Origin of the sequence: Anabaena sp. 4-3 (assembly GCF_001597745.1) — a bacterium.
GTDB lineage: Bacteria > Cyanobacteriota > Cyanobacteriia > Cyanobacteriales > Nostocaceae > Trichormus.
This window is the reverse complement of sequence record NZ_LUHJ01000029.1, coordinates 15,481-32,241: the sequence shown is the minus strand read 5'-3', so window position 1 is coordinate 32,241 and position 16,761 is coordinate 15,481. Positions and strand designations below refer to the sequence as shown.

Annotated in this window: 17 protein-coding genes; 13 read left to right on the top strand and 4 right to left on the bottom strand. The window is 41.7% G+C overall.

Annotation, left to right across the window (positions count from 1 at the left end):
- Positions 1–134: 134 nt before the first annotated feature.
- Positions 135–1,517: a chromosomal replication initiator protein DnaA gene (gene dnaA, locus A3775_RS08900; RefSeq protein WP_066424593.1), complete on the bottom strand. Its 1,383-nt coding sequence runs from the start codon at positions 1,515–1,517 to the stop codon at positions 135–137.
- A gap of 166 nt (positions 1,518–1,683) precedes the next feature.
- Between dnaA and A3775_RS08895 the strand changes: the two genes are divergently transcribed.
- The 7 genes from A3775_RS08895 (at position 1,684) to A3775_RS08865 (ending at position 9,304) form a co-directional block, all read left to right on the top strand.
- A complete protein-coding gene (locus A3775_RS08895; protein WP_066382313.1) occupies positions 1,684–2,958 on the top strand; it encodes an HhoA/HhoB/HtrA family serine endopeptidase in 1,275 nt (424 codons plus the stop codon).
- Positions 2,959–3,060: 102 nt separating this feature from the next.
- A complete protein-coding gene (gene def / locus A3775_RS08890) occupies positions 3,061–3,594 on the top strand; it encodes a peptide deformylase (protein ID WP_066382314.1) in 534 nt (177 codons plus the stop codon).
- 94 nt (positions 3,595–3,688) lie between these two features.
- On the top strand, positions 3,689–4,831 hold the full coding sequence (locus tag A3775_RS08885) for an HMA2 domain-containing protein (protein WP_066424591.1): 1,143 nt from the start codon (positions 3,689–3,691) through the stop codon (positions 4,829–4,831).
- 35 nt (positions 4,832–4,866) lie between these two features.
- Positions 4,867–5,541 carry a hypothetical protein gene (locus A3775_RS08880; RefSeq protein WP_066424589.1) on the top strand — a complete coding sequence of 225 codons (675 nt, stop codon included), beginning with the start codon at positions 4,867–4,869 and terminating at the stop codon, positions 5,539–5,541.
- Positions 5,542–5,704: 163 nt separating this feature from the next.
- On the top strand, positions 5,705–8,008 hold the full coding sequence (locus tag A3775_RS08875; RefSeq protein WP_156481582.1) for a heavy metal translocating P-type ATPase: 2,304 nt from the start codon (positions 5,705–5,707) through the stop codon (positions 8,006–8,008).
- Between the two features lie 80 nt (positions 8,009–8,088).
- Positions 8,089–8,394: a DUF5132 domain-containing protein gene (locus A3775_RS08870; protein WP_066382320.1), complete on the top strand. Its 306-nt coding sequence runs from the start codon at positions 8,089–8,091 to the stop codon at positions 8,392–8,394.
- Between the two features lie 313 nt (positions 8,395–8,707).
- Complete coding sequence (locus A3775_RS08865) at positions 8,708–9,304, top strand: HMA2 domain-containing protein (RefSeq protein ID WP_066382322.1); 597 nt, start codon at positions 8,708–8,710, stop codon at positions 9,302–9,304.
- Positions 9,305–9,419: 115 nt separating this feature from the next.
- On the opposite strand, the gene A3775_RS08860 is transcribed toward A3775_RS08865, so the two are convergent.
- A complete protein-coding gene (locus tag A3775_RS08860) occupies positions 9,420–10,232 on the bottom strand; it encodes a carbon-nitrogen hydrolase family protein (protein ID WP_066382323.1) in 813 nt (270 codons plus the stop codon).
- A gap of 224 nt (positions 10,233–10,456) precedes the next feature.
- Here A3775_RS08860 and A3775_RS08855 point away from each other — a divergent pair, with 224 nt between their 5' ends.
- The 5 genes from A3775_RS08855 to A3775_RS08835 all read left to right on the top strand — a co-directional run bounded on the left by A3775_RS08855 (position 10,457) and on the right by A3775_RS08835 (position 14,574).
- Positions 10,457–11,050, top strand: coding sequence for a MarC family protein (locus tag A3775_RS08855; RefSeq protein WP_066382403.1), 594 nt, complete (start codon positions 10,457–10,459; stop codon positions 11,048–11,050).
- A 96-nt stretch (positions 11,051–11,146) separates the two neighbouring features.
- Complete coding sequence (ntrB, locus tag A3775_RS08850) at positions 11,147–11,971, top strand: nitrate ABC transporter permease (protein WP_066382324.1); 825 nt, start codon at positions 11,147–11,149, stop codon at positions 11,969–11,971.
- A gap of 73 nt (positions 11,972–12,044) precedes the next feature.
- Entirely contained in the window at positions 12,045–12,872 is an 828-nt protein-coding gene (locus tag A3775_RS08845) for an ABC transporter ATP-binding protein (protein WP_066424587.1), read from the top strand.
- A gap of 58 nt (positions 12,873–12,930) precedes the next feature.
- Entirely contained in the window at positions 12,931–14,232 is a 1,302-nt protein-coding gene (locus tag A3775_RS08840) for a CmpA/NrtA family ABC transporter substrate-binding protein (RefSeq protein WP_066424585.1), read from the top strand.
- 189 nt (positions 14,233–14,421) lie between these two features.
- A complete protein-coding gene (locus tag A3775_RS08835; protein ID WP_066382329.1) occupies positions 14,422–14,574 on the top strand; it encodes a nicotinate phosphoribosyltransferase in 153 nt (50 codons plus the stop codon).
- Positions 14,575–14,670: 96 nt separating this feature from the next.
- On the opposite strand, the gene A3775_RS08830 is transcribed toward A3775_RS08835, so the two are convergent.
- The gene (locus A3775_RS08830; protein ID WP_066424582.1) at positions 14,671–15,363 is read right to left on the bottom strand and encodes a haloacid dehalogenase type II; all 693 of its coding nucleotides are present in this window, start codon (positions 15,361–15,363) and stop codon (positions 14,671–14,673) included.
- Positions 15,364–15,667: 304 nt separating this feature from the next.
- Between A3775_RS08830 and A3775_RS08825 the strand changes: the two genes are divergently transcribed.
- A complete protein-coding gene (locus tag A3775_RS08825) occupies positions 15,668–16,168 on the top strand; it encodes a fatty acid hydroxylase (RefSeq protein WP_066382332.1) in 501 nt (166 codons plus the stop codon).
- Positions 16,169–16,256: 88 nt separating this feature from the next.
- On the opposite strand, the gene A3775_RS08820 is transcribed toward A3775_RS08825, so the two are convergent.
- On the bottom strand, positions 16,257–16,718 hold the full coding sequence (locus tag A3775_RS08820) for a CYTH domain-containing protein (RefSeq protein ID WP_066382333.1): 462 nt from the start codon (positions 16,716–16,718) through the stop codon (positions 16,257–16,259).
- Positions 16,719–16,761 lie beyond the last annotated feature (43 nt).

Sequence of the window (16,761 nt, the reverse complement as noted above, 5' to 3'; positions counted from 1 at the left end):
AGTTTTCCACAAAGAAAGCCCTATTTTTCCACAGAGTAGAGGAAAATTTAAACTGTTTTTATACATTACTTAATATTTTAATTGATGCTGGGAAAGTGAGACAAAGACTAATTGTGGAAAACCGGAATTTGTTATCAAGATGATTGATGAGAACGGCTGGTCATGTTGATGCGATCGCTCAGTTGTCGTAAAGTTGTAGCTAGGGTGTGGTCTTTCTTTTGTAGTTGAGTAATTTTTTCACAACTATATAATACAGTTGTATGGTCTTTCCCACCAAATTCTTCACCAATTCGCGGTAAACTCAAATCTGTGTGTTGCCGCATCAAATACATCCCAATTTGACGCGTCCAGCTAATTTCCCTGCGTCGGGAGTTACCTTTGAGGTCTTCTATGGCAACATGAAAATGTTCAGCTATCACCTTGAAAATCGCCTCCGGTGTGGCGGCTATTTTCTCCGTTGGGGTTTCTAAGACTGGGGTAATATTTTCTACAGTCATTTGTAAACCCCAAATCGCAATGTAAGCTAAGGCTCTGGTTAAAGCTCCTTCTAATTCCCGAATATTAGAAGTGTATTTAGCGGCAATATACTCAATCACATCACGGGGCAACCTGATATTTTCATACTCAGATTTTTTTTGTAAAATAGCCATTCTTGTCTCTAAATCGGGCGACTGAATATCAGCAATTAACCCCATAGAAAACCGCGAACAAAGACGTTCTTGTAATCGCGGTATCTGGTTTGGGGGACGGTCAGAAGCAATCACCACTTGCTTACCAGCTTCATGTAACGTATTAAAAGTATGGAAAAATTCTTCTTGAGTATATTCCTTGCCTTCAATAAACTGAATGTCATCTACTAATAAAACATCAGCAGCCCGATAATGTTCTCGGAAACTCTGCATACTATCATTACGAATAGCTGTAATTAAATCGTTGGTAAACTGTTCTGTAGAAACATAAAATATCTTAGAATCAGGACAAATTTCTAAGCGATAATGTCCAATAGCTTGCATCAGGTGAGTTTTACCTAAACCGACACCACCACATAAAAATAAAGGATTAAACTCTCGCCCTGGATACTCCGCCACAGCTAAGGATGCGGCGTGAGCCATACGATTATTTGCACCGACCACAAATCGAGAAAATGTATACTTAGAGTTTAATTCTGTAGTTATTTGCTTCTTTTTATTAATAGTTTCCAAGGGAATATTTGGATGTGGTTTTTCCCAAGCAATGGCTGATTCTTCAAACTCACCAACTGTATCACCCTGAGCAACTTTAATAGCAATTTCTACAGGATATCCTAAAATATCTTGCACAACATTAGCAATAGTTTTAATGTAATACTTTTGTAACCAATTGCGAGCAAAAGGGTTAGGTGTGATAATCACCAAACAGTTATTATCTAACTGTTCCGCGCTAGCTGTTTTAATCCACGTTTCAAAGGTGGGACGGGATAATTCTATCTGTAAACGCTCTAATACCTGACTCCATAAACTGTCAATGGGCATTTCCATCATTTACCACCTGCGCTGCTAATCGTCACAATAAAGATATGGGCAAGCATCAAATTTGCTTGAGATGCTCTAGACCAGGAACCAGTTTTAAGTTGTAATCAGTTTGGGACATACCCGGTAGGCAAGATCCTAGCATTACCTGAGTAACACGGAGAAGTAAAGACACATGAAGAACACACAGGATAACAGTAAATTAAAAAATCTTCCTCTTGAGAGTTGGTTTCACCAAGGGGGAGTTAAGAGGATGAGGTTGATGTTACTGAGTGGGGTAGCTGTGGTTTCCTTGGGCGGTTGCGGTGTTTTACCCACTAAGTCTTTACAAACGCCAACAAATCCAGTCGAGTCTCAGACGACAGCCCAAAACACAAATGATACCAGTACGGTAGTTGCACCGCCAGCAATTATTTCCGCCTCTGGAGATCCCAATTTTGTGGTGCGAGTAGTGCAGAGGGTGGGCGGGGCTGTGGTGCGAATTGATTCGGCGAGAACTGTGACTGCTCGTGTACCGAATGAATTTAGTGATCCCTTTTTCCGGCGGTTTTTTGGTGAGGCTGTTCCCAGCCAGCCTAGACAACGGGTAGAAAGAGGTAGCGGTTCAGGCTTTATTATTAGTTCCTCTGGTCAGATTTTAACGAATGCTCACGTAGTAGACGGTGCGGATAAGGTGACAGTCACCCTCAAAGATGGCAGAACTTTTGATGGTAAAGTCTTGGGTGAAGATCCGGTGACAGATGTAGCTGTGATTGAAATTGATGCTAATAATTTACCGACTATATCTTTAGGCAACTCTGAGACTTTACAACCAGGGGAAGCGGTAATTGCTATTGGTAATCCACTCGGTTTAAATAATACGGTCACTTCTGGAATTCTCAGCGCGACAGGTCGCTCTAGTAGTGATATTGGTGCTAGTGATAAGCGTGTTGATTATATCCAAACAGATGCGGCGATTAACCCTGGTAATTCTGGCGGCCCTTTATTAAATGCTAATGCTCAGGTGATTGGGATGAATACAGCGATTATCCAAGGGGCGCAAGGTTTAGGATTTGCCATCCCGATTAATACTGTACAGAAAATTGCTCAGGAATTAATTACTCAGGGTAGGGTTGATCATCCTTATTTGGGAATTCAGATGGTGACACTGACACCAGAAGTTAAAGACAGAATTAATGATAGATTTGGCGATCGCATCAATATTACAGCCGAGCAAGGTGTCTTATTAGTCAGGATTGTACCGCGCTCTCCCGCCGCTATTGCCGGACTCAGACCTGGGGACGTAATTAAAAGTATTAATAATCAACCTGTTACCACAGTTGAACAAGTCCAAAAGCTAGTAGAAGATAGCCAAATCGGTAGACTTCTACCCGTTGAAGTTGAACGCAATGGACAGACAAGGCAAGTTGCTGTCCGTCCAGCACCTTTACCAGTAGATCGAGAAGGTTAATCATTAGTTATTAGTTATTAGTCATTAGTCATTAGTCATTGGTAAAAGTTCTTCTTCTCCGCTTCCGCCGCTTCCCCTACAACCCATTCAGGAGAGTTACAAATGACCAACTTACCGTCTATTATTCAAGTCGGGAATCCTACATTACGCCGCCAAGCTGCGCCGGTGGAGAATGTTCATGATCCCGCTATGCAAAAACTGATTGATGATTTAATTGCTACGGCTATTCAGGCTCATGGTGTGGGAATTGCTGCGCCGCAAGTGGCACAGTCTGATTGTTTATTTATTGTGGCTTCCCGTCCTAATCTCAGATATCCCCACGCCCCAACAATGGAACCAACGGCAATGATCAATCCTAGGATAGTGGCTCATTCGTCTGAGGTTGTGAAAGACTGGGAAGGTTGTCTGAGTGTTCCTGGTATCAGAGGATTAGTTCCCAGATATCAAGCGATCGCAGTTGAATATACCGACCGTTATGGCCAATTACAACAGCAAGAACTAACTGATTTTGTGGCTCGTATATTTCAACACGAATTTGATCATTTAAATGGTGTACTCTTTATTGACCGTGTAGAAAAACCTGCTGACATGATCACTGAGCCAGAATATCAAAAAATTGTATTCCACACTACATAATCAAAAATTCTTCTTAAGAATGATACCCAACAAGATTTTTCGATGTATACTTAACCTATTGTTAACCTCCATTCGGGTGTAGCTATCGAAATAAATGGCACAAACTATGATTAGTCGCGCAAGGTTAAGTCCTGACCTACCAAGGTTTTCTGACTTAACCTTGACCCAGCGTCACTACGATGCAATAAAAGTGAATACAAATAGCAGTAGAGTGGTAATACAGCCACAATTAGAACTCTCTGCTACGAGTATGCAAGTTGTACACGCAACCAATGGGCGCATACGTATTAAAGCGACTGATGGTAGTTTTAGCTCCAACGTCCAGAGTATCACCCAATACTTAGGCCAATATCCAGGCGTGAAAGAAGTGACTACAAATGAGCAAACAGGCACTATAGTAGTTAGCTTTGATCAGCAGCAAATCTCACTGTCACAGATGTTGGGAGTGTTGCAAAGATTAAATATTCCAACATCCCAAAATAGGCCGTTGTCTGATCCGTTTGCTGCTTGGAAATCGGTAGATTTTTGGAAAGAGCAGACAATATCTTTTATTCCCTTGATGACAGGGTTAGCTGTTACCAGTAGATTGGGAATTAGTGGATTAGCCTCGATTCCTGTCTATATGATGACCGCCGATGCTACTCGCAGGGTGATAGATTATCTCAAACCGCGCCTTGATGGATTAGCAAGCGGTAAGAGTGCAGATGCCGAGCATCAATCTGCAAATCCAGAAAATCAAACTTCTATTGTTAAAAAACATAGCGAGACAATCAAGTGGTCAGCCAAAGTGACCTATAGTGTGATACATCAGATACCGGGAAGGATTCGGTTTCACGTTCCAATGATAGCGAGCGATCGCGCCTATGCAATGCGGCTAGAAAGGGTATTGCAAACCGATAGTTTAGTCAAAAGCGTGCGAATTAATGTTGATGCTGCATCTGTGGCGATTACCTACAAGCCAAGCACAGAAATAGCTGTATCCCATTGGGTAAGTCTGATGGAATCGGCTTGGGAAACAACTAAACCTACAGTTGCCGTCAGTACCACAGCAAAACCAACACCGTCAACAACAGTATCTATATCTGAACCGGAAATAGAGAATCAACTAACTCAGTCAACAGATGCAACAATATCTGCATCGGATGGCAAAACTATATATATCTCTAGTTGGTGGGCTGATATGAAGGCTCCAGCACTGTCTTATTCTCTAGCCATTATGGCGAACTTACCGTTGTAATTATTTCCCGACTCAGGAATACTGGAGGAATCAAGATGGAAGATTCTGCATCATCATCAGACTCTGTTCCCCGACCTAAACCCGAAAATTTTACACATCCCACCCCAGTAACTTATAGTATTACTGTTGCCCTACCGGGACAGGTGACTTTCTGCGTACCCAGGATTAGTGAAGATTCAAACTACCTGCAACGACTCCTCAAGTTGCTAAAACAGGAAACTGGGATCATCACTCAAGAAGTTAATGCAGAGACGGGATCAGTTGTGATTAGCTACAAGCTAGGGTTAAAGTCTGATTTGGCAATGCGATCGCATCTGGCTAATTTACTGCAAGCAGCTGATTATGCAGAAGTCAAACCAGAGATTGCAGATTTTCCGCCTCAGCCTAGTCTTCACCCCTTAACAATTGAACCACCTACGACAGTAGCCTGTAACATCGTTCATGCTATTCCCGGACGAGTGCGGTTTCATGTACCGCAAATCGCATCAGATCCAGCTTATGTTGAACGTTTAGAGGCTGTATTACAAGCAGATCCAGTAGTTAAAAGTGAACGAGTTAATCGAGATGCCGCATCAGTTATCATTACCTATCAACCTCAAATGTTCCGCAATTCTCACCAACAAATGCCAAGGGTGTATACAGCAGCAGTCCCGTATCTTACGCATCTGATTCAACTGGCGGGGATCACTGCTGAGGCTGACATCAATTAATAAAAAAAACAAATCTGCATTCAGTTATCTGATCTCTTCAGATAGGGGAGAGTGCTGATAGTGAAAGGGCAAAATTTTTTGGGCCTAGGGGTACTTATTTTGTTTTTTTACGGAAAAAACTACGGCTTTACACAAGTTTATTCATCGTTTCAGGGATTAATCAATGGCAAAAACCACCGTTCAACTAGCGTCACCCGTTGCTCCTCAATCTTTAGAAGTGGTAGAAGTACAAAATGAGGAAGCGTCTGTAACTTCCATAGCTGCTTATCAGACAGACGAAAAACAACTTGGCAAAGTGACTGCAACTACTACCAAGCAGATTCCTCCTGTTACCTATAGTATTGTCCATGCAGTTCCGGGGAGGTTGCGGTGGCGTGTGCCTCGGTTGCGCTACGACGCTGACTATGCACAGCGTCTTTTAGCTTTACTAGAAGCTGATACCCTGATGACAAATGTCAGAATTAAACCGGCGGCGGCTTCTTTAGTTGTTACTTATAAAGTAAGTACAATTACGGATGCAAAAATGCGATCGCGCCTGGCTTGTCTGATTGTGGCTGCTAGTGATCTCGACATCTTACCACTCAACACTAAGCATTCATTAGCCACAGCCGATGAGGCAGAAAAATCCAGGCCCGGATTGCAACTTTCCATGTTAGCCACTGGTTTAGCAGTGCTGGGTGGGTTGGGAGTATCGATTCCCCCGATGTTGACGACGGGTACTATTGCCTTAGCCACATTACCTGTAGTGCAGAGAGCATTGGCAGGAATTGTGACTCAACGTAAACTGACTATCGACTTTTTAGATTTTATTGCGATCGCCATTACCACAGTTCAAGGGCAGTTTCTCACCCCCGCCTTGATGTTAAGTTTAATTGAGATTGGGGAAAATATCCGCGATCGCACGGCGCGCGCTTCCAAAATGCAAACCCTAGATTTATTAAATTCCCTAGGACAATTTGTGTGGGTAGAACGGGATGGGGAAAAAGTGCAAATCCCCATCCAACAAGTCAAACCAGGGGACACAGTGATAGTTTATCCAGGGGAACAAGTACCCATAGATGGCAGCATCATCAAAGGTAAGGCACTCCTAGATGAACAAAAACTGACAGGTGAATCTGTGCCGATTTTGAAAACCAAAGGACAAGCGGTGTTTGCTTCTACCTTAGTACGGGAAGGACGAATTTACATCCTGGCGGAACGGGTAGGCAACGACACCCGCGCCGGACAGAGTATAAAATTAATGGCAGATGCGCCTGTCCATGATACCCGCATGGAAAACTACGCCATCAAATTTGCAGAAAAAGCTGTTTTACCAACTTTGTTACTAGGGACAGCCGTATTTGCACTGACACGGAACCCAGCACGAGCAGCCAGCGTGTTGAGTCTGGATTTTGCCACCGGGATTAGAGTCTCAATCCCTACAACTGTGTTAGCCGCACTCAGCTATGCAGCCCGTCAAGGAATTCTCATCCGTAGCGGTCGCGCCTTAGAACAACTAGCAGAAGTTGATACAGTAGTATTTGATAAAACCGGCACACTCACCCAAGGGGAAGTATCGGTAATTGCGGTAGAGAGTTATCACCCAGAGATAGGGAGCGATCGCATTTTAGCCATAGCCGCCGCCGCCGAACAGCGTTTAACACATCCAGTAGCCGAGGCGGTGATTCGTTACGCAGAAGCGCAAAAAGTCGCCATTCCCAGCCGTAGCAAGTGGGATTATCAACTCGGTTTAGGTGTCAAAGCCGAAATTGATGGCGAAACGGTTTATGTAGGGAGCGAAAGATTTTTACGTCAGCAAGAGATTAACATGGAGCCGCTTAACGGCAACGGTAGTAAAGCCACCTCGGTAATTTATGTTGCCATTAACGGACAACTTCAAGGTAGAATAAAGTATAGTGATATTCTCCGCCCAGAGAGCCGGGAAGTCATCTCCCAACTCATGACAGTAGACGGCGTGGAGGTGCATATGCTGACTGGGGATAACAAGCGAACCGCGCAAGCTGTAGCGACTGAATTGGGAATTGCGCCCAGCCATACCCACGCAGAAGCTTTTCCAGAACAGAAAGCAACCGTAGTCCGTCAACTGCACGAACAAGGTAAGACAGTTGCATTTGTCGGGGATGGAATCAACGATTCCCCAGCTTTAGCCTACGCCGATGTTTCCATATCCTTCGCCCACGGTTCAGAAATCGCCCGCGAAACAGCAGATGTGGTGTTAATGGAGAATGACTTGCATGGGATATTAGAGGCGATCGCGATCGCGCGTCAAGCCAAGCATTTAATTCGACAAAACACCAGTATTGTGGCTCTTCCTAACTTAGCGGCATTAATGGTAGCAACGTTGTTTGGTTTGAACCCCTTAGCAGCAACCGTAGTCAACAACGGCTCTACCATCGTGGCTGGAGTCAACGGCTTACGTCCAATTCTCAAACATTCAGCGAAAAAAGCTCTACCATCAGGGAGATGAGATAGCGAATCTAGCAAGATTAGGCTAGAAAGCTTTAATAAGTACAATTTTTCAGATTCAAATTACCGGAGGAATTAATTATGGCACCTAGAATTACTGACTTTGTAGAAGAAGCTGGCGCGCCTGGTGTAATCGCTGGGATTGGTGCTGTGCTGCTAGCTCCCGTTCTTCTACCTGTAGTAGCGGGAATTGGGAAACCCATAGCCAAGTCAATCATCAAAGGTGGAATTGTTGCCTACGAAAAAAGCAAAGGTGCTTTTGCCGAACTCGGAGAAACTTGGGAAGATATCGTTGCAGAAGCCAAGGCGGAAATAGCAGAAGCTAAAGAAACACCAGCCTTTGAAGCTAGCAGCACCACCATCGATACTGCTGATAATGCTGTGTAAATTAGTCATGGGTAATTGGTAATTGGTTTTTCCTATTATCAATTACTTATACTGTTGAAATTATCTGACAAATCTAGAGACGTTGCAGGCAACGTCTCTACACATTCGTCCATTTGCTTTTAAAATCTGCAAATTTAGAGCAAATTGCCACCAGATATCATACAGATTCATCCGCGTACCCTACGGGTTCGCGTAGCGTCTCTGTTCGCAGAGCGTCCCGTAGGGAAAGAGAAGCAAGCTATATCCGCGTGCATCTGCGTTCATAAATTAATTAAATAAACAATCAAAAAGCTTAAATTCGGAGGATGGTTTGATGTTAACAAATAACCACGGCAATCTGACCACAATGCCTAAATTAACCCAAAAAATTAACTTTAAAACACCATCCCAACCAATATCTATATCTACAAAAATTATCAGTGATACCCCAGGTAGACTAAGGTTGAGAATTGCCCATGCTCACCGTCAGCCTGAAATCATGCAACACATTGCTAATGCACTAGCAGCCCAACCTACTATTCAAGCAGTCAGGACTAATATTCATCATGGCAGTATTGTGATTAAACATGATGGGACAGATGAAAGCTTAAAAGATGTGCTGGCAACACTAGAAGATTTAGGGATAATTTTTGCAGAAACTACAGCAGGTAATACTGAAGCTGCAACGACTGTAGCCAGTGCAGTTGTAGATTGGAATAAACAAGTCAAACAAGCAACTGATGGCGTGGTTGATATTCGCTTTCTCTTTCCCTTGGGACTGAGTATTTTAGCGGTGAGACAGTTAATAATTAAAGGTTTGCAGTTGGAAATTATTCCCTGGTATGTGTTGGCTTGGTATTCCTTTGATAGTTTTATTAAACTGCATGGAATTACACCACAAAAGCCTAGTGCTGAGTCGGGAGAGTCGTAATTGGGGACTGGAAGGTATTGGGGACTGGGTAAAAGTTTTTCTTCCTCCGCTTCCTCCGCTCCCCCTGCCTCCCCTGCTTCCTCATCTCCCCTACTCCCCTACTCCCCTACCTTAACTAAAAGACGCGATGCTGTAGAGAAGGCATCTGACGACGGACTTGTTCTAGACGTGAGGGATTAATTTCTGCGATCGCCACTCCTGGTTTATCACCTGCATCAGCTAAAATTGTCCCCCAAGGGTCAATGATGACTGCGTGTCCGTGGGTGAGACGACGACCATAATTATTACCTGTTTGTGCGGGGGCAATTACATAGGCAGTATTTTCAATGGCTCTAGCTTGTAATAATACTTGCCAATGGTCTTTACCTGTAAACGCAGTAAAGGCAGCAGGTACAAAAATGATATCTACACCCTTAGTTGATAGATGGCGATAGAGTTCAGGGAAGCGGACATCATAGCAAATAGACACCCCGATATTGCCAAAATTTTCCGAGAAATGCACGGGGGGTAATTGCTCACCGGCGACAACGGTACTAGATTCACGGTAAGTGTTACCGTCAGGAACGTTGACATCAAACAAGTGTACTTTGTTGTAGCGGGCTAGTTCTTCGCCATTGGGATCAACTAGAATTGTCCTATTATAGACCTTGCCTGTATCGCCTACGGGTACAGGAAAGCTACCGCCTAGAAGGGTAATTTGGTAGCGTTGCGCCATTTTCTTAATAAAGATTTCACTTTCATGGGCGATCGCTTCTGCTTGTGCCAGTTTATCCTTTTCTTCCCCCATAAACGAGAAATTTTCTGGCAAACCCACCAATTCCGCACCCTGGCGCACAGCTAAATCAATTAATTCTTCGGCTTGTACCAAATTCTTTTGTAAATTTGGCAAACTTGTCATTTGAATAGCGGCGGCTAAATAAGACTTCATAGACTTAAAAAACAGTGTAGTTGTGTGAGATAGATACTCAAATATACCGTTACTTCAATATCCGACAAAGGGGGCAAGGGGGCAAGGGGGGCAGGGGGATGAGGGGGATGAGGGGGATGAGGGAGACAAGGGAGAACTTTTATATTCCCAATCCCCAATCCCCAATCCCCAATCTCCTATACTCAAGTTAGCTTGTGATCAAACCTTGATTAACTGGCGCGATGATAGATACTCGTATTTTTATCCAAACTTTTATTGCAGTGTTTGTCTTAGCAGATGCCATAGGCAATGTACCAGTGGTTTTAGCTTTAACTAAGGGTATGGAAGCAGAAGACAGAAATAAGGTAATTGATAAGGCGGTGATTGTAGCGATCGCAGTTCTGCTAACATTTGCCTTTGCTGGACAATATATTTTGACTTATTTAGAAATTAGCATGGGTTCGTTGCGCGTAGCTGGCGGGCTGTTATTGCTGTTAATCGCCTTGCAAATGCTGCGGGGAGAACTGAATACACCAATTACCGCACAAGGGCGGGATGTCTCGATTACACCTTTGGCTTTGCCATTGCTGGCAGGGCCGGGTACAATCACGACAGTGATGTTGTTAATGTCCAAATCCCACAGTCCCCATCTGGCTGTAGTGTTGGGGGTTGTGGGGGCGATGTTTGTGACTTGGTTGATTTTGCGCTTGGCAAATAAAATTGATAGTTTGATTGGCGTGGAAGGTGGGGTGATTGTCACTCAGCTTTTAGGTTTTCTGTTGGCAGCTTTGGCTGTAGAGATTGGTAGTACAGGGATTCGAGAATTATTTTTACAGTAGACACTGCATATTTACATAGTGTTGCTGTTGTCCGTAAAACTTGCCAAGATAGTTGTTAATTTTAATTGATAGTGCAATTCGAGGTTATTCAACTATATGGTAGTTAACTCTAACAGACTACTGGTGCAACATCGAAAAATCAAGCAATTATTTTGGGGAATTTTCCAGCGAACTTTTGCACCTTTATGTGGTATTGCTAGCATTTTAATATTTTGGTATCTAATCAGCCTTACTCCTAATACATCTTTACCTTCTCCGTTGGCAGTAGTGAGCAACACTTGGGAATTAATTATTAATCCATTTTTTAATTATGGTGGCTTGAATAAAGGTTTTTTTTGGTTGATTCTTGCTAGCCTCAAACGAGTGATATTTGGTTATTTGATAGCTGTGGTGATTGGCATTCCCATAGGTTTTTTGATTAGCCTAAATAAATTTTTAAAAGACGCTATAGACCCCATCATCCAGTTTTTACGTCCTGTTGCACCTTTGGCGTGGCTACCTTTAGCACAGGCTATATTTCTCAAACCTAATCCCTCAGCTATCTTCGTGATTACTATTACTGCGATTTGGCCGATTATTATTAATACGGCTTTGGGTGTGAAAATGATACCCAAAGATTATATCAATGTTGCCAAAATCTTAGAACTATCATTTTTAGAAAACTTTTACAAAATCCTCATACCTGCAACATTGCCATATATTTTTACAGGTTTAAGAATTGCGCTTGGTCTTTCTTGGTTAGCGGTTGTAGCGGCAGAGATGTTACTATCTGATGATGGACTAGGCTTTTTCATTGTGGATGCTTACAATAATTCTAATATTAGTGAGATTATATTGGCGATTATATATCTAGGCTTTGTGGGTCTGAGTCTAGACAAAATTATGTCTTATCTAGCTTTTAAATTTACACCACAAGAATAGTTGTGGTACAGCAATAATTTACAGTTAAAATAACACCAACATCAGTTGGCTAAAATATAGGAGAATTTTTCCAATGGATAACTTTGTCCAAATTCATGGCATCAATAAAGAATATCCTGCGCCAAATGGTGAGAAAAACATCATTCTTCAAGATATCAATTTAGAAATTCGGCAAGGGGATTTTATTTCTTTAATTGGTCATTCCGGTTGTGGTAAATCTACTTTACTGAATATTATCGCCGGGATGGAAAAGCCTTCTGGGGGTTATGTAGAAGTAGATGCTACAAGAGTCAAACGTCCAGGGGTAGAACGGATGATGGTATTTCAAAACTATTCGCTTTTACCTTGGTTAAGTGCTTGGGATAATGTGGCTTTAGCTGTGGATAAGGTATTATCTCATAAGCCTAAAGCTGAACGCGATCGCATCATCGCTACTCACTTAGAAATGGTTGGTTTAAAAGATGCAGCCCACAAAAAACCAGGACAACTTTCTGGAGGCATGAAGCAAAGAGTAGCCCTCGCCCGTGCTTTAGCAATTAAACCGAAACTGTTGCTGTTAGATGAACCTTTTGGGGCTTTAGATGCCCTCACCCGCAAATCTTTACAAACGGAATTAATGGATATTTGTAATCTGGCTCATATTACAACTATTATGGTGACTCATGATGTAGATGAAGCCTTGTTACTTTCTGATCGCGTGGTAATGTTGAACAATGGCCCGGCTGCTACCATTGGTCAAATTTTAGATGTACCCTTTGGTCGTTCTCGAATTTTATCAGATATTGTAGACCATCCCCTTTATCATGACCTACGTCATGAATTACTAAATTTTTTACATCATCAACAACAAGCTCAATATAAAGCAGTAGCAAGGATACCTGTTGGGAAAACATCTACATAAAAAATCAAAAGTTTTGGCTATAAAAAACAGGGCTTGTCTCTTAATATTCAGTTAAAATATGGCACAATTTACGAGAAGAAATTTTTTAACGGTTGGTGGTGCGGCGTTATTATCAACAACTCTTAGTCATCGTTCTCCAGCTATCCCATCTCCAACAAGTTTGTATGCTGGTTATAGTGATGCGCCAGAAATTACAGGGGCAAAACTCGGTTTTATTCCTGTTACCAGTTCTTGTCCGTTGATTGTAGCGAAATCCAAAGGATTTTTTGCTAAACATGGAATGCCAAATGTAGAAGTGTTAAAACAACCTTCTTGGGCAGTGATGCGTGACAAACTGATGTTAGGTTCAGATAATGAAGGTTTGGATGGCGCACATTTACTATTTCCTATGGTGTATTTAATGGCCACTGGTGAAATTAGCTATGGGCGTAAAATTCCGATGTATATTTTGGCTCGGTTGAATGTAAACGGGCAGGGTATTTCTGTTAGCAATGTTTATCAAGATTTAAAACTTGGGCTAGATAGTTCTTCACTCAAGTCAGTGTTTGCCAAAAAAAGTTTAGCTGGCGAAAATATACGCTGTGCTATACCGTATCGTCGGGTAACTGGTGACTTTTTTATGCGTTGGTGGTTAGCTTATGGTGGGATTGATCCTGATAGGGATGTATCATTGATTGTAGTGCCACCACCGCAAATGGTAGCTAATATGCGTGGTGGTTCGATGGAGGCTTTTTGTGTGGTAGATCCTTGGCATCATCGCTTGCTCAAACAAGGAATTGGTTACTCTACCGTTACCAGTGGAGAGTTATGGCATAATCATCCAGAAAAGGCTTTAGGAATGCGTGCTGAATGGGTTGATAAACATCCGAAAGCGGCGAAGGCTTTATTAGCGGCAGTTTTAGAAGCTCAAATCTGGTGCGATCGCCCGGAGAATAAAGCCGAATTATTTCAGATTTTATCACAACGGCAGTGGATTGGAGTCCCCAGTGAATTTGTGCGCGATCGCCTCTTGGGTAAGTTCGATTATGGTAATGGGCGCGTAGTCGAAAATAGCCCCCATGCGATTAAATTCTGGCGGGAAAATGCTTCTTATCCCTATAAAAGTCATGATTTATGGTTCTTTATTGAAGATATGCGCTGGGGTAATCGTTCAAAAGAATTTAATCCCCAACCCATCATTGATGCAGTTAATCGGGAAGACTTATGGCGAGAAGCTGCTCAAATCATCGGGCAAGAAACAGCTATTCCCGCTAGCACATCTCGCGGGATAGAAAAATTCTTTAACGGCTTAGAGTTTGACCCGGAAAATCCCCAAGCTTATCTCAATGCTGCCAAAGTTCGGAATGTTCATAAATTCTAACTAATTAGCTATACTTGATATGAGAATAGATACATAAAGTAATAAATTGCAAATAAGATTAAGTATTGCAAAGCTGTCTGAAAAACTATTGCTTATGTTGTCAATATATTGAGAAAATGAGGCAAAGAAGCTGATAAGCATTAGAGTAGAACAACAAAGAGAAATTGACTCAAAAAGGAGTCGAATATTATGGCTATTACCAAAATGCTGGCTAGCATCACTCAGTATATTTCTGAAGCCGTAATGCGGATCTTTGGCCCTTCTGATGACGCTTATCCTACAATTGGTGTACAACCTTTTACGGGTGAGCCTTACAAGAAAGGTATAGCCGAGATTTGGTGAATAATCTTGCAACGAGTCAACTGTCATCAACTCATCAACTGAACAGATGCACATGAATAAATTATCTGTGTGCATCTGTGTTTTTTTTCAGAGTCTTCAGGCTGTTAAACTAGCTAAAGTTTGTAAATCTGGAACTTGTAAATCAGGTTCACCTTCAGATGGAATGGTAGCACCATAACCTATTTTACCTACTCGACGATTTACCCAAACTGTTGATATTCCTAATGACTTGGCGGGAATAATATCATGATACACACTAGCAGCAACGTGCAGTATTTGTTCTTTTGGTAAGCCTATTCTCTCCAGTGCTTGTCTGAAGTTGTTTAATGAGGGTTTATAACTTTTTACCTGCTGTGCTGTAATGACTTGAGCAAATTTAACCTGTAATTTCTCAGCCGAGAAAGCGAACAAATCATCATCTACATTTGAGATAATTACTAACTGAAACTTTTGCTGGAGTAATTGCAATGCGGCGACAGTATCCGCAAAAGGTTGCCAATGTTGCAACGAGTCAGCGAGGGAATTTAGTTCATCGGTTGTTGGTTGAAAGCCAAATCTTTCGCCAAAGTTTTGGACGACTCCTTGTAAAACTTCTCGATATGTAATATATTCCCCCTTTTCCTGTTCTGATTCTAATTCCGCGAAAGTTTCTAAAATAGCATTTTCAGTTAAATTAATCTTGTGATTATTTAAAAGCGGCTTAATCGCAGTTAATATTCCTGTTTCCCAGTCAATAAGAGTGCCGTAGCAGTCAAAAGTTAAAGCTTGATAATTATTAAAGTCAATCATAAGTTTAATTTCTTTAATTAGTTATTAACAGAAATAGATTACCTGTATAGCAATAATATCACAAAAAAGCTTAACCTAAATTTGTCCTAGTTTTAACTGCTTCTTTGCCTGTGGTGTGTTCCTTCGTCAGAAGATTGTGGGGTAACAATTTCAAAACACTTTAAATCATTCAACATAGCTAAATTAGTGAAGCTAGAGATTTACATCTACCACCTTGATTTTAAGTTATTCCGCAGAGACTGACTTTGTTTGTCTAGTCGTTCTGGTTGGTTGTTTGTGGTGTTTTCTTACTTGAGGAGTCTAAATGCTTGAGGCTGTCGCTATTGCCTGGTTACTATTGTTTTTTGGTGATTTTTTATCGACATTTGTTTATCATGTTCCTGAACACGTTTTTGGTAGTCTCCACCTGAAAACACACCATTCATGGAAGAAAGATTTTCGTCATTATGCAATTTTAACATGGAATTTTCAGGTGCTTTTAGATGGTGTTTTAGGTGCTGTACCTTATCTAATAGTAGCTGTATTTCTGTGGTCTTTCTCTCCCATAGGTGTTATCTTGGGTTTATTATTGGGACAGTTTCATGTGTGGTGGAGACATATCACTGTGTTAGGTTGGGAAACTCCCAAAGTCGTCAATTTCCTCTGCCAAATTCTATTTATCACTACTCCTGAAAGACACTGGTTACATCACCAAAAAACTAATCTAGGTTTTGGCGATATTTTCACATTTTTTGAACAACCTGCACAGATTTGGTTACGCTGGTTACGGCTGTTAAGATTACATCTGCGTTACTCGCGTATTTAACTGAATACCCCAAATAAATGATGTAGAGACGTTGCATGCAACGTCTCTACATCCACGAATAAAGCGCATCTTAATCTAACGAATGGTTTTACCATTTAGAATAAGGCTGTTGCACTAAATAACTATTATAATACCGGCGATCGCCTGAAACTTCCTCTCCAATCCAATCAGGTATTTCAATTTCTTGTGCTGCATCAGTTAGTTCAACTTCTGCTAATATTAATCCTTGATTTTCTCCGGCAAATTCGTCTACTTCCCACACTAAACCGTTATAATTTATCTTATATCTGGTTTTTTCAATTAAAGGACGCACACATAATGTATCTAACATTTCTTGAGCATCTGCTAAAGGAATGGGATACTCAAATTCAGCACGGGAATAGTTGACAGTTTTGCCTTTAATTGTTAAATAACCTTGATTTCCGGCAACCCGCACACGTACAGTTACCCCCTGTGTAGGGATGTATCCTTGACGATATAAAACACCTTCACCTAGTTGTCGCCAACTATCATTTTTAAGTAAAAATTTGCGTTCAATTTCTTTTCCCATGTCTGCATTGCCAGTTCAACAAGTATATTATTTCATCTTCCAC

What these genes read in the sequence shown, in the direction of transcription:
- dnaA (WP_066424593.1), bottom strand. Translation starts at nt 1,517, where the DNA reads ATGGAAATGCCCATTGACAGTTTATGGAGTCAGGTATTAGAGCGTTTA.
- A3775_RS08895 (WP_066382313.1), top strand. Translation starts at nt 1,684, where the DNA reads ATGAAGAACACACAGGATAACAGTAAATTAAAAAATCTTCCTCTTGAG.
- def (WP_066382314.1), top strand. Translation starts at nt 3,061, where the DNA reads ATGACCAACTTACCGTCTATTATTCAAGTCGGGAATCCTACATTACGC.
- A3775_RS08885 (WP_066424591.1), top strand. Translation starts at nt 3,689, where the DNA reads ATGGCACAAACTATGATTAGTCGCGCAAGGTTAAGTCCTGACCTACCA.
- A3775_RS08880 (WP_066424589.1), top strand. Translation starts at nt 4,867, where the DNA reads ATGGAAGATTCTGCATCATCATCAGACTCTGTTCCCCGACCTAAACCC.
- A3775_RS08875 (WP_156481582.1), top strand. Translation starts at nt 5,705, where the DNA reads ATGGCAAAAACCACCGTTCAACTAGCGTCACCCGTTGCTCCTCAATCT.
- A3775_RS08870 (WP_066382320.1), top strand. Translation starts at nt 8,089, where the DNA reads ATGGCACCTAGAATTACTGACTTTGTAGAAGAAGCTGGCGCGCCTGGT.
- A3775_RS08865 (WP_066382322.1), top strand. Translation starts at nt 8,708, where the DNA reads ATGTTAACAAATAACCACGGCAATCTGACCACAATGCCTAAATTAACC.
- A3775_RS08860 (WP_066382323.1), bottom strand. Translation starts at nt 10,232, where the DNA reads ATGAAGTCTTATTTAGCCGCCGCTATTCAAATGACAAGTTTGCCAAAT.
- ntrB (WP_066382324.1), top strand. Translation starts at nt 11,147, where the DNA reads ATGGTAGTTAACTCTAACAGACTACTGGTGCAACATCGAAAAATCAAG.
- A3775_RS08845 (WP_066424587.1), top strand. Translation starts at nt 12,045, where the DNA reads ATGGATAACTTTGTCCAAATTCATGGCATCAATAAAGAATATCCTGCG.
- A3775_RS08840 (WP_066424585.1), top strand. Translation starts at nt 12,931, where the DNA reads ATGGCACAATTTACGAGAAGAAATTTTTTAACGGTTGGTGGTGCGGCG.
- A3775_RS08835 (WP_066382329.1), top strand. Translation starts at nt 14,422, where the DNA reads ATGGCTATTACCAAAATGCTGGCTAGCATCACTCAGTATATTTCTGAA.
- A3775_RS08830 (WP_066424582.1), bottom strand. Translation starts at nt 15,363, where the DNA reads ATGATTGACTTTAATAATTATCAAGCTTTAACTTTTGACTGCTACGGC.
- A3775_RS08825 (WP_066382332.1), top strand. Translation starts at nt 15,668, where the DNA reads ATGCTTGAGGCTGTCGCTATTGCCTGGTTACTATTGTTTTTTGGTGAT.
- A3775_RS08820 (WP_066382333.1), bottom strand. Translation starts at nt 16,718, where the DNA reads ATGGGAAAAGAAATTGAACGCAAATTTTTACTTAAAAATGATAGTTGG.